This is a genomic window from Acinetobacter sp. ABJ_C1_1 (assembly GCF_044684115.1).
Taxonomy (GTDB): domain Bacteria; phylum Pseudomonadota; class Gammaproteobacteria; order Pseudomonadales; family Moraxellaceae; genus Acinetobacter; species Acinetobacter nosocomialis_A.
On record NZ_JBITPU010000011.1, the window covers coordinates 18,437 to 37,798 of the forward strand.

A 19,362-nucleotide genomic window follows, 5' to 3' on the forward strand; every position below is an offset into this window, starting at 1 on the left:
TGTTGGCTGAGGGTAAAAGTTTCAAATATTTTGTAGGATACATGCCATGTCAAACCACAATGTTGCACTTCAATTTGAAGATGGTGTTACACGTTTCATTAACGTAGCTCAAGGCGAAACCCTATCTGACGCAGCCTATCGCCAAAAAATTAATATTCCTTTGGATTGCCGTGATGGTGCATGTGGAACTTGCCGCGCATTTTGCGAATCCGGCAGTTATGACATGCCAGAAGAAACCTATATTGAAGATGCACTAACCCCAGAAGAAGCTGAGCAAGGCTATATTCTTGCTTGCCAATGTCGCCCAACTTCAGATGCCGTATTTCAAATTCAAGCATCGTCAGATGTTTGCAAAACTGCAATTCATAGCTTCCAAGGTACCTTAGCCCGCGTTGAAAACTTATCAGACTCAACCATCACATTTGATATTCAACTTGATGAAGGTCAACCGGATATTCATTTTCTTGCAGGTCAATACGTCAACGTTGCTATTCCTGAAACTGGCGAAACACGTTCATATTCATTTAGCTCAAAACCAGGCAATCGCTTAACGGGCTTTGTGGTCCGTAACGTACCAAACGGAAAAATGAGTGAATTCTTAAGCAAGAATGCTAAAGCTGGCGACAAAATGACATTTACCGGTCCATTCGGTAGTTTCTATTTACGTAATGTAGCGCGTCCAGTGCTGATGCTCGCAGGCGGTACTGGTATTGCTCCATTTATGTCAATGCTACAAGTACTCGAAGAGAAAGGTTCTGACCAACCTGTTCGTTTAGTCTTTGGCGTCACCAATGACTTTGATTTGGTTGCTCTAGAAAAACTCAATGAGTTGCAAGCGAAATTCCCATGGTTTGAATATCGAACTGTAGTTGCAAGTCCTGAGAGCAATCATGAACGTAAAGGCTATGTCACTGGTCATATTGAAAGTGACTGGTTAAACGGTGGCGACGTCGATGTTTATCTATGTGGACCTGTTCCAATGGTAGAAGCGGTACGTGGTTGGTTAGAAACTGAAAATATCAAACCTGCTAATTTCTTGTTTGAAAAATTCTCTGCAAACTAATTCAAGGTGGAGAAGTTATCTATGTCAAATCGTCAAAGATTTACCGATAAGGTCGTGATTGTTACTGGTAGTGCTCAAGGCATTGGTCGTGGTGTGGCACTGCAAGTTGCAGCTGAAGGCGGACAAGTCGTCATGGCGGACCGCTCTGAATATGTTGAAGACGTTCTCAAAGAAATTCAGAGTACAGGTGGTGATGCTGTCACGATTAATGCTGACCTTGAAACCTATGCAGGTGCACAAGCGGTTGTTGCAAAAGCCATTGAACATTATGGTCGGGTAGATATCCTGATTAATAATGTGGGTGGCGCGATCTGGATGAAACCTTTTGAAGAGTTTTCCGAAGAAGAGATCATTAAGGAAGTGAATCGCTCGTTATTTCCAACGTTATGGTGTTGCCGCGCTGTGTTACCCACCATGATTAAGCAACAGTCGGGTGTGATTGTAAATGTATCCTCAATTGCAACACGTGGTATTAACCGTATTCCCTACTCTGCATCTAAAGGTGGGGTAAATGCGCTAACAGCATCGCTTGCTTTTGAACATGCCAAAGACGGAATTCGAGTCAATGCTGTTGCGACTGGTGGAACCGAAGCACCACCTCGGAAAGTACCACGTAATGCCAATCCGTTAAGTCAAAATGAAAAAGACTGGATGCAGCAAGTGGTTGATCAAACCATAGATCGAACATTTATGGGCCGTTATGGCACAATTCAAGAACAAGTGAATGCAATTTTATTTCTTGCATCAGACGAAGCATCTTATATGACTGGCTCGGTTATTTCAGTCGGAGGTGGAGATCAGGGTTAACCCTGATCTTTTTGCATGATTGGGTAAATAACATGATTTGCATGGAGGCAATCACACATGGCAACCCTGTTCAAGACATTAAAAAATGACTGGTCCATATCAGCAACAGTTGCTGGCTTTCTTGCAGTTTTAATTTCTTACTCAGGCCCACTGATTATTTTTTTCCAAGCTGCTCAGCGTGCTCATGTGTCTACCGACATGATGGTGTCATGGATTTGGGGAATTTCAATTGGTGCCGCCGTTTCAGGTATTTATCTTTCGATTAAATATAAAACTCCTGTCATAACCGCATGGTCAGCACCGGGCACTGCCCTATTAGTTACCCTATTTCCCAATGTCTCGTTGAATGAGGCAGTAGCCGCCTATATTACTTCTGCCATCGTTATTTTTTTAATTGGCGTTACAGGTTACTTCGACAAGTTACTGAAATGGATTCCGCAAGACGTCGCTGCCGGCATGATGGCGGGTATTCTTTTTCAATTCGGTATTGGCTTATTTACCGCGTCTGATAGCATGCCTTTTATTGTCTTTAGCATGCTTATTGTCTTTTTAATTGCCAAACGTTTAATGCCGCGCTACACCATGATTTGGGTGTTAGCAGCCGGAGTTTTATTAAGTCTCATTTTAGGCAAAATGAATCCGGTTGATGTGAGTTTTAGTTTAGCTATTCCACAGTGGATTAGCCCAGAATGGACATGGAACTCAACACTCAACCTCGCTGTTCCTCTCATTTTAGTCAGTCTAACTGGCCAATTTTTACCGGGCATGGCGATTATGAAACTCAGCGGTTACGACACCCCAGCCAAACCCATTATTACTGTCACCAGTATTGCCTCTTTAGCTGTTGCCTGCGTCGGCGGTATTACCATTGTGCTTGCCTCAATTACCGCCGCTTTATGTATGGGCAAAGATGCACATGAACTGAAAGAAAAACGCTATATCGCAGGAATTGCCAATGGAATTTTTTATATTTTAGGAGGCTTATTTGCTGGCAGTATTGTCATGCTATTTAGCTTACTTCCTAAAGAATTAGTTGCAGCACTGGCAGGTTTAGCCTTGCTTGGAGCGATTGCCACCAATATTTCTGTTGCTATGAAAAATGACAATCAACGTGATGCCGCACTTATTACCTTTTTAGCGACAGCATCAGGCATGCATTTCCTTGGATTAAGCTCAGTCTTTTGGGGTATTTGTATTGGTGTAATCGCCCATTTCATTCTCACCCCACGTTCAACTTCAGCCACAAATTAAGTTTTTTATCTAAGCGCCCGCCACTAAAATAAAGCCTCAATCGCCAAATCAGAATGCAAATAATTTGCTAATTCTGATTTGGCGATTTTTTATTGAATATAGATTAAATTTCATTTTTAAGATCAATCTCTAAAACAATTAAATAATAGACTTTAGTATTTTGTTTTTATATTTTCATTTCAATTCATAATATAAATTTAACGATATTTTTAAGAGTGATTATTATCAATAAAATCTATAAAAAAACATCTATAAAATCCTTAAAATTCTCACAATACAATATTTAACCCTATTTTAAAGATACAACAAAGTTAGCTAAAAAATAAAAATAAATATATATTTTTCAAATAATTAAATAAATAAAAGCACAATACCTTAAAGACATAAAGATATATCAATTAGGTTTTTGACTCCAACTCAATAACAAAATAGTTTATTAAAAAATAACGCGATGCTTCACAAATTGGAGGTGAAGAAAATGGATACGAGCAAGGTAAATATTAATGAGTTAATTGATAAAGCCAGTTTTACATCTTTTCATTGGAAAGTTTTAATCTGGTGCTTACTTATTATTATTTTTGATGGATATGATTTAGTTATTTATGGGGTTGCTCTTCCTCTATTAATGCAGCAATGGTCATTAACTGCGGTAGAAGCTGGTTTACTCGCCAGTGCTGCTCTATTCGGTATGATGTTTGGTGCCATGATTTTCGGCACACTTTCAGACAAACTTGGACGTAAAAAAACCATCCTGATTTGTGTCACCTTATTTAGTGGATTTACCTTTATAGGTGCCTTTGCCAAAGGACCAACTGAGTTTGCTATTTTACGCTTTATTGCAGGTCTTGGGATTGGTGGCGTTATGCCAAACGTCGTTGCGCTTATGACCGAATACGCACCAAAAAAAATCCGCAGTACCTTAGTCGCAATCATGTTTAGTGGCTATGCAATTGGTGGCATGACATCAGCACTACTCGGCGCATGGCTGGTTAAAGATATGGGCTGGCAAATCATGTTTTTAATTGCGGGTATTCCCCTATTATTGCTCCCACTGATCTGGAAATTTTTGCCAGAGTCTCTCACCTTTTTAGTGAAATCAAACCATAGCGATCAGGCAAAAAGTATTGTTAGTAAAATTGCACCTCAAACTCAGGTAAACGCCAATACACAACTGGTGCTAAACGAAAGCACCACAACAGATGCACCTGTACGTGCGCTTTTCCAGCAAGGCCGTACTTTTAGCACATTTATGTTCTGGATTGCTTTCTTTATGTGCTTACTCATGGTGTATGCCTTAGGAAGCTGGTTACCTAAACTCATGCTGCAAGCGGGCTATTCGTTAGGTGCGAGCATGTTGTTCCTCTTTGCACTCAATATTGGCGGCATGGTCGGTGCAATTGGTGGCGGTGCTTTAGCGGACAGATTCCATCTAAAACCGGTTATTACGATCATGTTTATTGTGGGTTCAGCAGCTTTAATTTTGCTTGGCATTAATAGTCCGCAATTTATTTTATATAGCCTGATTGCAATTGCTGGTGCTGCCACCATTGGTTCGCAAATCTTACTCTACACTTTCGTTGCACAGTTCTATCCGACAGCACTTCGTTCAACTGGCATGGGCTGGGCATCTGGAATTGGCCGTATTGGCGCGATTATCGGACCAGTTTTAACAGGAGCCCTACTCACGCTTGAGCTTCCTCACCAAATGAATTTCTTAGCGATTGCAATTCCGGGTGTGATTGCTGCGCTTGCAATATTTATGGTCAATCTAAAAGCCTCTGTTGCCGCACAAACGCCATCAACTTTTAACCCTCAAAAAACGCTTACCCAGCAGTAAATATAAATGCGCCGAGGACTGGCGCATCTTTTTGGAAATGGATTATGGAATTATTACACCGCTTTATGCCATGTGCTTTAACTTTTGCGACCTTAGTGTTGATGTGTGGCAATTCATTCGCTGCAAATCCAAATCAGCAGCCCGAAGATGAATGGAAATTCACTCTAAAGAATGCCTATATCAACCGTAATTTTGATAATGATGCCTTAAAAGATACTGGCAGTTGGTCTCAGGCAGCATCGCTATTTTATAAATCGAAAATGCATGACACTCCACTGCAAATTGCAGACAAACCAATCACGATTGGGGCTGATGCTTCTGTTCAATACGCCGTGCGCTTAAGTTCAGACAAGCATGTTGCGGACACAGTTTTGCCTTTTAATAAAGAAACTCAGTCACAAGCATCGGACTTTTTAAAATACGGCGCCACTTTAAAACTGGGATATGACAAAACCCTTTTAAGTGTCGGTGAACTCTGGCTAGATTTACCCGTAACAGCTGTGGATGCAAGCCGACAATTGCTTGCCTCTTATTGGGGAACCAATCTTAAGTCACAACTTTCAGATCAGCTTTATGCAGAAATTGGTCGCGTTGAAAAAGTGTCGCCACGAAATGAAGAAGATTTTAAAAAGTTTTCCTTTACGGCAAATGGAATTACCAAAGAATCTGATGGCCTGAACTACTTAGATCTGCGCTATCAATTCACGCCGTCACTCAAGGGCGAATACTACTTTGGTAATTTAGAAGACCTCTACAACAAGCACTATGTAGGGCTTGAGCATAATTGGAAACAACCTAATTTTGCCCTCACCTCTAAGTTTAAATACTTCAATGCAAAGGATGACGGCAATACTTTTGATATTGATGCGCAAAATATTGGAGTACTAGAAACGCTTAAAGTAAAAAATCACACCTTTGGCTTGGGCTACCAGCAAATTATCGGTGAGTCAGCTTATCCGCTACCAGATGGCTTCTTACCAGAGACGTATTTCATTAACTGGAATGCCACTGGCTTCTTTAAAGAGGATGAAAAGTCTTACCACGTCATGTATGGCTATGACTTTAAAGACTATGTACCGGGTTTAAATGCGATGGTGAAATATGTTTACGGACATGACTTTAAAGCAGCCAATGGTGAGAAGAACCATGAAACTGAGTCGAATGTGATTTTAAACTATGCGTTTCAGCAGCCATTCTTAAAAGGCGTTGCCCTGCAATATATTCGGATTGATTACAACGTTAAACATGGCAATGACTTTGGTGAAGATCGCCTGTTTGTAAACTACACTAAAAAGTTTTAATAACTTTTGATTCAATCTAAGCGGGCTAATTTTGGCCCGCTTTTTATATTATTTCACTCATAAAAAAACGCTCTTACGAGCGTTTTTTTAATTAATCTTGTAGCTTAAGCAACATGCTTTTGTACAACAATCGAACCTACAGAATAACCAGCACCAAAAGATGAAATCACGCCATACTCGCCATTATCTACTTCATGGCCTGTACGGTGTAAAGCAATGATCACACCAGCTGAAGAGGTATTTGCAAACTCATCTAAAATAATTGGTGCACGGCTTAAATCAGCTTCTTTACCAGCAACATATTTCAAGATTAGTTCATTCATGTTGGCATTGGCTTGGTGTAACCAGAAACGCTTAATATCGTTTGCAGTTAACTGCATTTTTTCCAACTGCGCATTAATGATTTTTGCCACTAACGGACAAACATCTTTAAATACTTTGCGGCCATCTTGACGGAATAACTTGTCGTCAACCACTGCATCTTCGCTACGGTTTAAGAAACCGAAGTTATTGCGAATATTGTTTGAAAATTGCGTAAATAAATGAATATCTAAGATTTCAAAACCAGTCTTAGTAGTCGTTTCTTCAATAATAGAAGCCGTTGCAACATCACCAAAAATGAAGTGACAATCACGGTTACGGTAGTCTAGGTGACCAGAAGTAATCTCGACATTTACCAATAAAACACGGCGAGCGCCTGAACGAATTGCATCAGCCGCTTGTTTCAAACCAAAAGTGGCAGCTGAACATGCAACGTTCATGTCGTAGGCATAACCTTGAATGCCAAGTGCTGACTGGATTTCAATTGCAACTGCTGGATAAGCACGCTGCATGTTTGAACATGCCAAAATCACAACATCGATATCTTCAGCAGTTACGCCTGCATTTTCCATTGCCTGTTTCGCAGCAATGACGCCCCACTCTGCTTGAAGTGAAAGTTCATCATTTGAACGTTCAGACAAACGAGGACGCAAACGATTTGGATCAAGGATACCTGATTTCTCAATCACGTAACGGCGCTTAATACCAGACGCTTTTTCAATAAACTCAGCACTAGAACCACGTAATTCTTCGAGTTCACCTGCTGCAATTTTCTCTGCATTCTCTTGGTTATATTGTTCCACATAAGCATTTAAACTGTCGGCCAGTTCTTCATTAGAAATGATTTCTGTTGGGTGAAATAACCCAGTACCTGTGATACGAATGCCCATGTAAAACTCCTAAAAAAATGAATAGGGTCTGTTAATCTTTCATTTATAAATTGCGTTGTAGGCTAAACAACAACATAAACAGACCCCGATCTATCTTAACTGATTCCCAAACGATCCCATAACTTTTGCAGTCGAGTTGGTGAAATAGGCATCTTGGTTTTCATCGGCTGAGAAAATAAAGAAATGCGGAATTCTTCCAACATCAAATACAATTCTTTGATTTTTGGATCGTTTTTGAATTTAAATACCTTGTCCATCCATGGATCGACATCATCAATAGCGGCATGATCTCGCTGTAGATTATTTGGCAATCGATCCAAACGCAATAGCAGTGCTTTTAAATATCGCGGATATTCCTGCCAAAGATCGACTGGTTGGCAGTAAACAAAATTGCCAAGTGACATTAAATCTAACTGATCTTCAATATCATCAATACTGCGTCCAAATACCCCTGCATCAAGCACTAAAAGCTGACGGCGAATTTGCTGCCATTGAATATAAATATCACTTAGTTGCTCAAGTGCTTGCTGACCATGGGTCAAAAATTGCTTTTTGACCTGCTCGAGCAGTTTGTTAAATTCATCTGCATTAATTGGCAAAGTTGTAATTGCCATTTGCAACGTTGCATAGACTAACATCTGCTCAAGCTTAGCTTTATCGCCCAAAGGTGAATATGCCAAAGCAAGCGGTTTTGAAATCTGCTTTTTCAACTGGCGCACCAAATCGCCAAGCTGCATATGGACCAGACGGATAATCCCTTCACGATGCTGCTTAATGGCTTCGGCCTGATCATTAAAAGTCTGTATAACCACGCCTGAGTCATCTTTAGCTTCAATTTCAGCAAAAGCTTTTGTAGGGACCAAAGCCTGATATTGTTTCACAACAACACCCGTAACTTTATGTGAAGCCTCAAAAGTAAAATTCTCAGGGAAGTTTTTAAACTCACCCTTTTGCTGTTTCACTGGACGATGCGTTTCTACGCGGCAACGCGCTTTTAACTCAGGTAAATCACGGCCTTTTGCAATCAACTTACCTTTTTCATCAATAACTTTAATGAAAGGCACCAAATATGGATCAATGCGTTCAAACGAGAAATCCTTGTCAGTAATTTGCTCACCACGTAAGGCAAAAGCTAAATAACTAAAGATATGTTCACGTAAATGTACAGCATCAATACCTTGCATGAGCTTACGAGCTGTATCGGGAATTGGCACCACATTACGACGCTTGTCTTTAGGTAAAGCTTTGAGTAAAGCCTCAATTAAATCTTGGCGCCAACCCGGAATTCCCCATGACCAAATATTTTCATCAACTTGAGGCAATGCCTGTACAGGAATTTGAACAGTCGCACCATCTTCGTCATGGCTCGGGTCAAAATGATATGTCGTTGCTAAACGTAGCTGCCCATTGTGTAGATGATCTGGGAATTGCTGCGTTGTTGGTCTGTCATTTAGCCAGAGTGAATCATCTTCAATAAATAAATAACGTGGATGATTCGCTTCTACCGTCGCACGCCAATCTTCAAAACTACGACGACTTGCGATTTCTTCAGGAATCTTAGAGGCGTAAAACTGATAAATCGTTTCTTCATCGACCACTAAATCACGGCGACGCAATTTATCTTCAACTCGCTCCACTTCTTCAAGTTTAAGTAAGTTGTGTTTTAAAAATGGTGGGATCGTACCCAAATTACCAGTGGTTAATGCATCGCGTAAGAAAATCTCATGAGCAGCAGGCTGGTCAACTTTCTCAAAATTAATTAAGCGTTTTGGTTCAATAATTAAACCAAAAAGCGAAATTTGCGCATACGCATTTACGATCCCAGCTTTCTTGGACCAGTGCGGCTCAAAATAGTGATATTTCAATAAGTCACGTGCAGCAAGCAAAATCCATTCAGGGTCAATTTTGGCTAAAGTACGTAAATACACTTGAGAGGTTTCAACCATCTCAAAAGCCATCACCCATGAGGTATTGGTTTTGTGCAAAGTACTTGCTGGAAAAACTTTAGCCTTTTGCTGACGCACCGCCATAAAGGTATTACGTTCATCTGTTTTATTGGCAATAAAAGACAACAAACCTGTCAGCAATGCACGGTGCAAGTTTTCATAATTTGCAGGTTTTTCATTAAAGCTGAGTTTTAAACCTTCTGCTAACTCAACTAATTGCTGATGTGTCTGTTTCCATTCACGTAAACGTAACCAACTTAAAAAATTCTGCTTAGCAAACTGACGTCGTTTATTTTCAGACATCCCTGCTTCACCTTTAGGATTTAAAGTATCCCAAAGTTTCAAATAAAACAGAAAATCTGAATCTGCTTCTTTAAACAAAGCATGCTTTTGGTCAGCCTGCATTTGTTTATCTGCTGGACGCTCACGCGGATCCTGAACAGCTAAAGCACTCACCACAACCAAAATTTCTTTAAGCACCCCGAAATGAGCACCGCCCACAATCATACGAGCGAGTCGTGGGTCAATCGGCATACGTGCCATTGTTTGACCAACTTTAGTCAGCTCATTTTTCTTCTCGTTAAGTGCACCTAACTCGATCAGCAACTTACGGCCATCATTTACAAGGCGGAAATCTGGTGGCTCAATGAAATCGAAGTTTTCTAACTCACCTAACCCTAAACTCTGCATTTGCAAAATAACAGATGCTAAGTTGGTTCGTTTAATTTCAGGCTCGGTAAACTCAGGACGACTCAAAAAGTCTTCTTCGCTGTATAAACGAATACACACACCCGGAGCAATACGACCACAACGCCCTTTACGCTGATTGGCAGCAGCTTGAGAAATAGCTTCAATGGGTAAACGTTGTACGCGTGAACGGTAGTTATAACGCGATATACGTGCAAAACCACTATCGATTACATAACGGATGTTTGGAACAGTCAGTGCAGTTTCGGCCACGTTGGTCGCAATAATAATACGACGGCCTTTACCACCTGGACTAAAAATCTTTTGTTGTTCAGAAACAGCTAAGCGCGCATACAACGGTAAAATTTCGGTATGTCTCGGCCCGTACTTTTGCAAGGTTTCCTGCAACTCACGAATTTCTTGTTCTGTACTTGAGAAAATTAAAATGTCGGCATGTTCGGGGTGACCTTTTGCTTCTGCGTCAGCAAAGCATTCTTCTACAGCTTGTACCACTGCGCGAGGAAGGTTTTCTTCAAAATCATCGAACTCGTCGTCATCACTACCACCAATATTCATCTCTGAAATTGGACGATAACGTACTTCAACTGGATAGCTACGACCTTCTACTTCAAAAACTGGTGCATTATTAAAGTAGTTACTAAAACGATTTACGTCTAAAGTTGCCGAAGTCACAATCACTTTTAAATCTGGGCGTTTTGGCAATAATTGCTTTAAATAACCCATAATAAAATCGATATTGAGTGAGCGTTCATGCGCTTCATCAATAATGATCGTGTCATATTTAGATAAGAAGCGGTCATTGCCTAGCTCGGCAAGCAAAATACCATCCGTCATTAACCGTACAATAGAGTCCTGCGAGCCTTGTTCATTAAAACGGATTTTAAAACCAATCGATTCGCCGAGCTTTTCACCGACTTCTTCTGCAATACGCTGAGAAACACTACGTGCAGCTAAACGACGTGGCTGCGTATGACCAATCATGCCCGTTAAGCCACGACCCGCTAACATGGCAATTTGAGGAAGCTGAGTAGTTTTACCCGAGCCTGTTTCACCTGCCACAATAATAACTTGATGCTTTTGAATCGCTTCAATTAAACGGTCAGCATATTGCGAAACAGGTAAATCCTGATTCAGTTTAATTTTAGGGAGACGTTCAAAACGCTGTCTAACTTTTGCATTAGACTGTTCAAATAATTTTTCAATCTCTGAAGTATCGGCTTTTTTATCTTTACGCAAACGATTTAAACGGTAACGATCTCTCGCCATCACCCATTGATCTATATTTAAACCATTCAGCACAGATAAATTTTCCTGAAAATTCAACAATCCGCTATTTTACGCTTTAATGCTCTTCAGGTAAAACAGTTGGTTTTTTATATATTTTTAATTTTTTAAAATTTTACCCTTGAATTTTGACTCGCTAGACTTCATGTTGTTATGCAAGTTTCTTTTACGATAACTGTCATTTGATTTACATGTTTTTGCAGTCAAATCGAATACAGTGTTTGGGGACTTAAAAATCGTAAATTTATCACTTATTCGATTTTCCGATTTTAGTCATGTAAAAATACTATTTCCCCAATAAAGAATTTTTATTTATTCTACATCTCGTAAACAAGTTTAAATATAAACCTCAATCATGGAGACAATGATGAGCTTGATTAATACTGAAGTTAAACCTTTCCAAGCAACTGCTTACCACAACGGCCAATTTGTTGAAGTTAACGAAACTAACCTTAAAGGTAAATGGTCTGTTGTATTCTTCTATCCAGCTGACTTCACTTTCGTTTGTCCAACTGAACTTGGTGACTTAGCTGACAACTACGCTGAATTCCAAAAACTTGGTGTTGAAATTTACGCTGTATCTACTGATACACACTTCACTCACAAAGCTTGGCACGACACTTCTGAAGAAATCAAAAAAATCCAATACCCATTAGTTGGTGACCCAACTTGGACTCTTTCTAAAAACTTCGATGTTCTTATTGAATCTGAAGGTTTAGCTGACCGTGGTACTTTCGTTATCGATCCAGAAGGTAAAATCCAAATCGTTGAACTCAACGCTGGTGGTATCGGCCGTGACGCGTCTGAACTTCTTCGTAAAGTAAAAGCTGCTCAATACGTACACGCTCACCCAGGTGAAGTTTGCCCAGCTAAATGGAAAGAAGGCGAAGCTACTCTTGCTCCATCTATCGACCTAGTTGGTAAAATCTAATCTCTCTTAGATTTTAAAAACAAAAGAACCACCCTTTATCGGGTGGTTCTTTTGTTTTGAATAAGCACATCACATTTTCTACTGATACTTTTACAATTATGCCCTTCCCCGCGACCTCAACATTGAGTAATGTCAAATAAACAACTGGTTAATTTTTGAGTAAGTTTGATATGAAATAAAGGGGTACATTTATGGTAAATACAGCGGTCGTCACTTCATGGAAATACAATGCGACATCGCGTCATTTAAAAATATTTTATAGCGATGGTTCGGGAGATCTATATCATCCAGTTCCGGAATTTGTTTATGACAATTTATTACGTTCAACGGATAAAGCCGCTTTTGTACATAAATATTTAGAATTTAATTTGCACTTTACACGACTCTCTTTGGTGATTGCCTCATAACAAATATAAAAAAGGCCTGTTCAAAACAGGCCCAACTGGAATATAAAACGATTTCAGTAAAATTATTTTGTGACTACTAAACATAAACCTGCGCCCACAGGCACAATACTGCTCATGAAATCTGCATCCTTTTTAATTAAAGATAAAAAAGAATTTACTTCTGCTGCATGAGAAATCACATTATCAACGACTAAAACTCCACCTTTAGGCTTAATTAATCGTTTTAAATCTGGCCAATAACTTTCATATACGTCACGTTCAGCATCTAGCAAAATAAAATCATAAACTTCATTTGCTTCTTTTAAATAATCGGCTGCATCTCCAACCCAAAATTGAACAATTTCACTGAGTTCTAATTCAGCAACATGGCGTTTCGCCTCAGCACTTCGCTTTGCATCAATTTCAACTGTAGTCACCTGTCCACCAGTGGCCTGAGCGGCTTCAGCTAGCCATAAAGTTGAATACCCTGTCGAAGTACCAATTTCTAATAGAGCCTTGGCTTGCTGCATGCGAATAAATTGCGAAATTAATTTTGCAGATTCTACTTCTATGTTGCGGTATCGTTGTAAACGATCAGATTGCTGTGAATCATGCTGTTTAAAGGTGTCATATAAATCGGCAACTCTTTGTAAGAAAAAAGTATTTGGCATATATTCACCCTTTTAAATCGTTATTTTATATGAAGGTCGTTTGAGTTAAGTGCTTTGAATTAACTTGAAACGCGGCACGATACTTCCGTCAGCCATTTGCACCGTTTCAGTAAACATATCTAGCGGACGTACCCAAGTTGAATAGTCACCATAAAGACACTGATAAACGACTAACTCTTCTTCAGTCTCACTGTGTTTTGCCACAGAAAAAACTTGATAGAGATTACCTTTATAATGCTGATAAATGCCGCGTTGCAATGACATGAAAGTACCTTTTAATGTTATGACATAAAATCTTTACAGCCATATAACATATATAAATTTTTAAATACTTTCACTTTAAAAGATAAAAAAGAGTAATAAAGAGCGTTTAGAGATAAATTATTGATCTTATTTATGAATAGATTTAATAATTCAAAAAACCGATCAAATATATAAAAACATACTGTTTCACCTATTTTGTATTTTCACGTACTATGCATCTATTGAAAGAATTTGGATGCATTGGAGTAAAAACAGATGTTAGATCAAAACATTAAAACTCAATTAAAAGCTTACTTAGAACGTTTAGAAAGTCCAATCGAATTAGTTGCTGCTTTAGATGAATCAGATAAGGCAGCTCAAATTAAAGAATTAGTGACAGAAATCGCTGAACTTTCTGAGAAAGTAACGGCCCGTTTTGATGGCAACAATACACGTCGTCCAAGCTTTGGTGTGGCTAAAGCAGGTGAACAACCTCGTGTGTTCTTTGCTGGCTTACCGATGGGCCATGAGTTTACATCTTTGATCTTGGCGCTGTTACAAGTGTCTGGTTATGCACCTAAAGTGTCAAATGAAGTGCTTAACCAGATTAAAGGTTTAAACCTCAAAGCAAACTTTGATGTGTTTGTATCGTTAAGCTGTCATAACTGTCCGGATGTGGTACAGGCGCTTAACCTGATCGCGATTTATAACCCGAACACCACAGCAACCATGATTGATGGTTCATTCTTCCAAGACGAAGTGGAGCAACGCAAAATCATGGCTGTGCCAATGGTGTTTCAGGACAATCAGCACATCGGTCAAGGTCGTATGACCCTTGAAGAGATTGTGGCGAAACTTGATACCAACTCAGCTGAAAAAGATGCAGCAGCACTCAATGCCAAAGATGCTTTTGATGTATTGGTGATTGGTGGTGGACCTGCAGGTGCAACAGCTGCAATCTATGCAGCACGTAAAGGCATTAACACAGGTATCGTAGCTGAACGCTTCGGTGGTCAGGTGATGGACACCATGGACATTGAAAACTTCACATCTGTGCAAAAGACCCAAGGTCCTAAGTTTGCTGCCGAAATGGAAGCACACGTTCGTGAATATGATGTTGATATCATGAACTTGCAACGTGTTAGCAAAATCACAGGTGCAAACCAAACAGCAAATGGCTTGGTTGAAGTTGAACTTGAAAACGGTGCAAAACTTGAATCGAAAACTGTGATCCTTTCAACAGGTGCACGTTGGAGAGAAATGAATGTACCGGGTGAGCAAGAATACCGTACCCGTGGTGTCGCGTACTGCCCACACTGTGATGGTCCATTGTTCAAAGGCAAACGTGTTGCCGTGATTGGTGGCGGTAACTCAGGTGTTGAAGCTGCAATTGACCTTGCAGGGATTGTTGAGCATGTGACTTTGGTTGAGTTCGATATAAAACTTCGTGCTGACCAAGTTTTGCAAAACAAATTACATAGCTTGCCAAACACCACTGTAATTATGAATGCGTTAAGCACAGAAGTGTTAGGTGATGGCTCACAAGTGACTGGTCTTAAATATAAAGACCGTGCCACTGATGAAGAGCATGTGGTAGAGCTTGCAGGGATCTTTGTACAGATTGGTTTACTACCAAACACTGACTTCTTAAAAGACAGTGAAGTTGAGTTAACCAACCGTGGAGAGATCATTGTCAATGACCGCAACGAAACCAATGTTCAAGGTGTATTTGCTGCGGGTGACTGTACCACTGTGCCTTACAAGCAAATCATTATTGCTACCGGTGAAGGTGCTAAAGCATCACTCTCTGCGTTTGATTACATCATTCGTTCTGGGCAGTAAAACTGGTTAGCTCCTTCTTCTTGAACGAAAGCCTAGCATTGCAAAATGCTAGGCTTTTTTAATATTGAAGTTACAACTTTTTAACAATTTTTGATCTTTATTAATCAGTTACTTTATGTTTATATTTTAGACATCCATAATTTTGGATGCCATGAATTAGAAGGAAAAACACAATGAATAAATTACTTGTTGCTTTAGGTCTTGCTGCGACTGTTGCCCTTGTTGGTTGTAATAAAGATAAAGCTCCAGAAACTGGCGCGACTACAGGTGAACATTTAGAAAATGCTGCTAAACAAGCAACCGCTGATATTAAATCTGCGGGTGACAAAGCTGCGAGCGATATTGCAACTGCTACAGACAATGCTACAGCTAAAATTGATGCTGCTGCTGACCACGCTGCCGATAAAACTGCAAATGCTGCTGCACAAACTGAAGCGACTGCGCGTAAAGCAACTGCTGACACAGCTCAAGCTGTTGAACATGCAGCTGCTGATGTAAAAGAAAAAGCTCAACACTAAGTTATATTCAACATAAAAAAGCCCCTATTGATTAGGGGCTTTTTTAATAGGTTTAAAATCGTTTATGAAATTAAACCTTCATCACGCATCGCAATTTGTACAGATTGGCGCTCAGCAACTTTATTACGTAATGCAATAATATGTTTATACGGCGTTAAATCATGCTCAATTGAATTTGACCAATTTGTTAAAACAAATAAATATGCATCAGCTGGACCAAAATTATCATTTACTAAATAGTCATAATCCGACTCAGCCAAATAATTATCGATATATTTTAAAAGACGGTCGATTTCAGCATAAGCTTTGGTCTTTTCATCATTTGTTAACGGCGCCCCAAAAAATACCGCATAAGCATCATGTAGTTCAGAGTTCAAATAACCCAACCATTCCAACACTTTCGCACGGCCTAAGCCTGAAGGAGGAATCAAATCTTGTTTAGGATCATGCTGAGCAAGGAACGGTAAAATCGCCACGTTTTCAGTCAAAATCAAACCTGGGTTAATTTCTAAAGCTGGTACATAGCCCTTCGGGTTAATTTCGTAATAATCTGCACCTTTTTCTGTTTTATGTGTTTTTAAATTTACTCGTTCTAAATCAAAATCAACATTAATTTCATTTAAAATAATATGTGCAGCTAAAGAACATGCGCCTGGCGAATAATATAATTTCATATCTGATCCTTCTTATCTTACATTAACGTTTTAAATTGCTTCTAAAAAACCTGCAAGGTTTGTACAATTCCTTAATTGTAAAAAAGCGTAAATTTATAAATTACTTACACTATCTAATATTCTTGAAAAAGTTGGACCTTGCAAGTTGTCTTGCGTGACGATTGTTTAAAATATGATAAAACACATTCCCATCACGCATTTTTTACCGTTAATTATGTTTAAAAAGTTGGCTAAACCATTCCACTAATTGGTTTAAGAAATCCAAAATAGGATTTTTGTTGCCATTATCAGGATGACTTGAATCTTTACCATTTAAATCTAGATCGACAATGACAGGGTCGTGGTCCGAAGAACGATAGGCATCTTCACCATAAAACAGAGCCTTTTGCTCATCAGTTTTATATTCTTCGTTGTAATCTAGAACCGTTGGCTCATCTGCATTGATATGCCAAGCAAAAGTACGAACTACTTTTGAATATAAATCTGCATCGGCAATTGCATGGTCTAAGTTACCCGCTCCACCATTGCCATTTGCATCACTTGCCACACCAAAAACATAGCTATATGCCTGAGCACCCTGCCCAATCTTAGCGTCATTGAGTAAAACCTTATAGTTGGCTTTTTCAAAAGCTAAAATTGGTGCTTCTTTTGCATAGCTATTCATGTCTCCAACGAGTAAAGCATTTTGCTTAGGAACTTGAGTTGGATTTTTCGCGAGCCACTGCACGATTTGATCAACTGCTTTCACACGGGTTGGGTTCCAACATCCTTGACCATCATTTTGATCAGCGTCAGTAGAGTTCGCGTCTACTCCAGTACAACCTTTTGACTTTAAATGGTTTGGAATAACAGTAAATGTCTTATTGCCACGAACAGCTTGGAAAGTTTGTGCTAAGGTCGTTCGGTTTTTATCACCCAAGTCCAGCACAACAGGTTTGTTTAAAGGTTTAACACGCTTACTGTTATAAATAATCGCAACAGCAATAACATCACCACCTAAACGATCCAAGTTTTCAGGAACCACATATTTCCAGTCTGGACCTAATGCACTTGTTAAATGAGCAATTGCGCTGTTTGGACCATAACCATTGTTGGCAATTTCCATTAAACCGTATACGTCAGCATCAATCGCTTTTAATGCACTTACAATTTTACGGTGTTGTTTATCAAACTCTGTTTTTGTGTTTGCACCGCGTTCTGTTGGAAAACCTGTTGCGCCATTGTCATAGTTCAAAACGTTAAATGAAGCTACACGAATGTGATTAGCATTTTTTGTAAGGACACCCTGACGTGGATTTGTTTGGGTAACAACTTCTGGTTGAGTACGCCCAAGCACTGGCTGTACGCGCCAGCCATTAAAACGATACTCTAAAATCCCTTCAACGTTTTTAAGCTGATAACCTGAACGTAATGTATTGGCAGCACTAAAATTTGTTGGTAACCACGAAGTACGATTTTGGTTGTTATATCCATCATCAAAAATAATTTTCGATAATAAATTTTTCTGAGCTAAAGCTTTCGCTTCTGGCGACAAGGCAGGATATAAATTGGTTGGAATATATAAGCGGCCTAAGCTCAGCGATAGTTCACCATAACGGCCATAGTTATAGTTTTCACTTACCGTCAAAGCTTGAGGTAATTTGACCAACATCCCTTGATAACGCTGCGGAGAATTTGTTGAACCGCCTGCTAAGCTAGTAAATGGTAACTCCAAGCTAATTGGCTGAACCTGATTTGCCATATTGCTATTACAGCTTTGAATATCTTGCTGTAATTGATCAATTTGTAGCTGGTTTTGATAGCTTGTTAAACGACCTCTTAAAATAACCTCATCACCAACTTGGCCACCTTTTACCGTGCTACTATTTGGAATATAAACAAAAATGGCATTGCTCACATTTGCACGTGCTTTGGTGTCAGGTGTTTGAATATAAAAGCCTGAGAAACCATTGGCATAACGGTAGTCAGCAGTAATCACACCACGCACTGTATAAGTCTGGTTTTGTGTTGACGTTGCTAAATCGGCAATGGGTGTATCTGAGCTCGAACAACTCACCGTTTGCACTGGCGGCTGAGTAGTAGAACCCGATAGATTTGAAAAATCATTTCGGTTTGCCCATGCTGTCCATGAGTGGTCCAAATCAAATGCTGCGGTTGGGTCAATACTTAAAGCTGGATTTTCAGTTTCAATACGTTTAAAACTATTTCCCAAACTTGAAACAGCCGTTCCCCAACCTGCCTCAGGTCGCTCACCAATACGTCCAAAACGATCGACAGGTGTGCCTTTATAAACGAGTACAACTGCATCATCACCATTAAAAGACAAGGCAGCTACTTGATTTACTTTATTGCCAAGTTCAGTTTGTAGCTCTGAGCGGCCCACTAAAAACTTCTGCTTACTCGCAAGTGTACCCTGTAAACGGAAAGTCACCGTTTTTGCAGTACCACCATTATTAAACTGTTGAATTTCATAGTCTGCTAAGTTAACAGTAGTTCCATCTGGGTTATAAATCTCTAACCCTTTTTTATTACTGCTGCCATCAACATACTGGCTAAACATAAGCTGTGCTTGAGCAACTGAGCTATATGAAAATGCACCAAATGCACTTAAAAAAACCGAAAGTGTTCTTAACTGAAAAGTTTTCATGAGTAAAATTGTTCATGTGAGTTTTAATCAGCTTCTTAGATT

Annotated in this window: 15 protein-coding genes; 9 read left to right on the forward strand and 6 right to left on the reverse strand. The window is 39.5% G+C overall.

What is annotated here, in order from left to right:
• The first annotated feature begins 46 nt into the window (after nt 1-46).
• The 5 genes from benC to ACG59Z_RS12930 all read left to right on the forward strand — a co-directional run bounded on the left by benC (nt 47) and on the right by ACG59Z_RS12930 (nt 6,259).
• Nucleotides 47-1,063 (forward strand): benzoate 1,2-dioxygenase electron transfer component BenC, encoded by a 1,017-nt coding sequence (gene benC / locus ACG59Z_RS12910; protein ID WP_400199741.1) that lies wholly within the window; start codon nt 47-49, stop codon nt 1,061-1,063.
• 21 nt (nt 1,064-1,084) lie between these two features.
• Nucleotides 1,085-1,870, forward strand: a complete 786-nt coding sequence (locus ACG59Z_RS12915) for a 1,6-dihydroxycyclohexa-2,4-diene-1-carboxylate dehydrogenase (RefSeq protein WP_400199742.1) — start codon at nt 1,085-1,087, stop codon at nt 1,868-1,870.
• A gap of 57 nt (nt 1,871-1,927) precedes the next feature.
• The gene (gene benE / locus ACG59Z_RS12920; RefSeq protein WP_238612456.1) at nt 1,928-3,121 is read left to right on the forward strand and encodes a benzoate/H(+) symporter BenE; all 1,194 of its coding nucleotides are present in this window, start codon (nt 1,928-1,930) and stop codon (nt 3,119-3,121) included.
• Between the two features lie 478 nt (nt 3,122-3,599).
• Entirely contained in the window at nt 3,600-4,958 is a 1,359-nt protein-coding gene (locus ACG59Z_RS12925) for an aromatic acid/H+ symport family MFS transporter (RefSeq protein ID WP_400199743.1), read from the forward strand.
• A gap of 44 nt (nt 4,959-5,002) precedes the next feature.
• A complete protein-coding gene (locus tag ACG59Z_RS12930; RefSeq protein ID WP_400199744.1) occupies nt 5,003-6,259 on the forward strand; it encodes an OprD family outer membrane porin in 1,257 nt (418 codons plus the stop codon).
• A 104-nt stretch (nt 6,260-6,363) separates the two neighbouring features.
• Here ACG59Z_RS12930 and ACG59Z_RS12935 read toward each other — a convergent pair whose 3' ends face one another.
• Together ACG59Z_RS12935 and hrpA are read right to left on the reverse strand one after the other, a co-directional pair.
• The gene (locus tag ACG59Z_RS12935; protein WP_013198471.1) at nt 6,364-7,470 is read right to left on the reverse strand and encodes a beta-ketoacyl-ACP synthase III; all 1,107 of its coding nucleotides are present in this window, start codon (nt 7,468-7,470) and stop codon (nt 6,364-6,366) included.
• Between the two features lie 95 nt (nt 7,471-7,565).
• Nucleotides 7,566-11,423, reverse strand: coding sequence for an ATP-dependent RNA helicase HrpA (gene hrpA / locus ACG59Z_RS12940; protein WP_400199745.1), 3,858 nt, complete (start codon nt 11,421-11,423; stop codon nt 7,566-7,568).
• A 352-nt stretch (nt 11,424-11,775) separates the two neighbouring features.
• On the opposite strand from hrpA, the gene ahpC reads away from it, so the two are divergent.
• Nucleotides 11,776-12,339, forward strand: coding sequence for an alkyl hydroperoxide reductase subunit C (gene ahpC / locus ACG59Z_RS12945; protein WP_003652649.1), 564 nt, complete (start codon nt 11,776-11,778; stop codon nt 12,337-12,339).
• Between the two features lie 191 nt (nt 12,340-12,530).
• Entirely contained in the window at nt 12,531-12,746 is a 216-nt protein-coding gene (locus tag ACG59Z_RS12950; protein ID WP_002049514.1) for a KTSC domain-containing protein, read from the forward strand.
• A gap of 62 nt (nt 12,747-12,808) precedes the next feature.
• On the opposite strand, the gene ACG59Z_RS12955 is transcribed toward ACG59Z_RS12950, so the two are convergent.
• On the reverse strand, nt 12,809-13,396 hold the full coding sequence (locus tag ACG59Z_RS12955) for an O-methyltransferase (RefSeq protein ID WP_263613302.1): 588 nt from the start codon (nt 13,394-13,396) through the stop codon (nt 12,809-12,811).
• Between the two features lie 45 nt (nt 13,397-13,441).
• Nucleotides 13,442-13,660 carry a DUF1653 domain-containing protein gene (locus ACG59Z_RS12960; protein WP_004702746.1) on the reverse strand — a complete coding sequence of 73 codons (219 nt, stop codon included), beginning with the start codon at nt 13,658-13,660 and terminating at the stop codon, nt 13,442-13,444.
• 255 nt (nt 13,661-13,915) lie between these two features.
• On the opposite strand from ACG59Z_RS12960, the gene ahpF reads away from it, so the two are divergent.
• Together ahpF and ACG59Z_RS12970 are read left to right on the forward strand one after the other, a co-directional pair.
• Complete coding sequence (gene ahpF / locus ACG59Z_RS12965; RefSeq protein WP_400199746.1) at nt 13,916-15,481, forward strand: alkyl hydroperoxide reductase subunit F; 1,566 nt, start codon at nt 13,916-13,918, stop codon at nt 15,479-15,481.
• A gap of 173 nt (nt 15,482-15,654) precedes the next feature.
• Nucleotides 15,655-15,999, forward strand: coding sequence for a hypothetical protein (locus ACG59Z_RS12970; protein ID WP_191108487.1), 345 nt, complete (start codon nt 15,655-15,657; stop codon nt 15,997-15,999).
• Nucleotides 16,000-16,061: 62 nt separating this feature from the next.
• Here ACG59Z_RS12970 and ACG59Z_RS12975 read toward each other — a convergent pair whose 3' ends face one another.
• Both ACG59Z_RS12975 and ACG59Z_RS12980 read right to left on the reverse strand, forming a co-directional pair.
• Nucleotides 16,062-16,673, reverse strand: a complete 612-nt coding sequence (locus tag ACG59Z_RS12975) for a glutathione binding-like protein (protein WP_000781338.1) — start codon at nt 16,671-16,673, stop codon at nt 16,062-16,064.
• A 208-nt stretch (nt 16,674-16,881) separates the two neighbouring features.
• The gene (locus ACG59Z_RS12980) at nt 16,882-19,320 is read right to left on the reverse strand and encodes an ExeM/NucH family extracellular endonuclease (RefSeq protein ID WP_400199747.1); all 2,439 of its coding nucleotides are present in this window, start codon (nt 19,318-19,320) and stop codon (nt 16,882-16,884) included.
• Between the last annotated feature and the right edge of the window lie 42 nt (nt 19,321-19,362).

Excerpts from the sequence above, each read along its gene's own strand:
- benC (WP_400199741.1), top strand. The coding sequence starts at position 47 with ATGTCAAACCACAATGTTGCACTTCAATTTGAAGATGGTGTTACACGT.
- ACG59Z_RS12915 (WP_400199742.1), top strand. The coding sequence starts at position 1,085 with ATGTCAAATCGTCAAAGATTTACCGATAAGGTCGTGATTGTTACTGGT.
- benE (WP_238612456.1), top strand. The coding sequence starts at position 1,928 with ATGGCAACCCTGTTCAAGACATTAAAAAATGACTGGTCCATATCAGCA.
- ACG59Z_RS12925 (WP_400199743.1), top strand. The coding sequence starts at position 3,600 with ATGGATACGAGCAAGGTAAATATTAATGAGTTAATTGATAAAGCCAGT.
- ACG59Z_RS12930 (WP_400199744.1), top strand. The coding sequence starts at position 5,003 with ATGGAATTATTACACCGCTTTATGCCATGTGCTTTAACTTTTGCGACC.
- ACG59Z_RS12935 (WP_013198471.1), bottom strand. The coding sequence starts at position 7,470 with ATGGGCATTCGTATCACAGGTACTGGGTTATTTCACCCAACAGAAATC.
- ahpC (WP_003652649.1), top strand. The coding sequence starts at position 11,776 with ATGAGCTTGATTAATACTGAAGTTAAACCTTTCCAAGCAACTGCTTAC.
- ACG59Z_RS12950 (WP_002049514.1), top strand. The coding sequence starts at position 12,531 with ATGGTAAATACAGCGGTCGTCACTTCATGGAAATACAATGCGACATCG.
- ACG59Z_RS12955 (WP_263613302.1), bottom strand. The coding sequence starts at position 13,396 with ATGCCAAATACTTTTTTCTTACAAAGAGTTGCCGATTTATATGACACC.
- ACG59Z_RS12960 (WP_004702746.1), bottom strand. The coding sequence starts at position 13,660 with ATGTCATTGCAACGCGGCATTTATCAGCATTATAAAGGTAATCTCTAT.
- ahpF (WP_400199746.1), top strand. The coding sequence starts at position 13,916 with ATGTTAGATCAAAACATTAAAACTCAATTAAAAGCTTACTTAGAACGT.
- ACG59Z_RS12970 (WP_191108487.1), top strand. The coding sequence starts at position 15,655 with ATGAATAAATTACTTGTTGCTTTAGGTCTTGCTGCGACTGTTGCCCTT.
- ACG59Z_RS12975 (WP_000781338.1), bottom strand. The coding sequence starts at position 16,673 with ATGAAATTATATTATTCGCCAGGCGCATGTTCTTTAGCTGCACATATT.
- ACG59Z_RS12980 (WP_400199747.1), bottom strand. The coding sequence starts at position 19,320 with ATGAAAACTTTTCAGTTAAGAACACTTTCGGTTTTTTTAAGTGCATTT.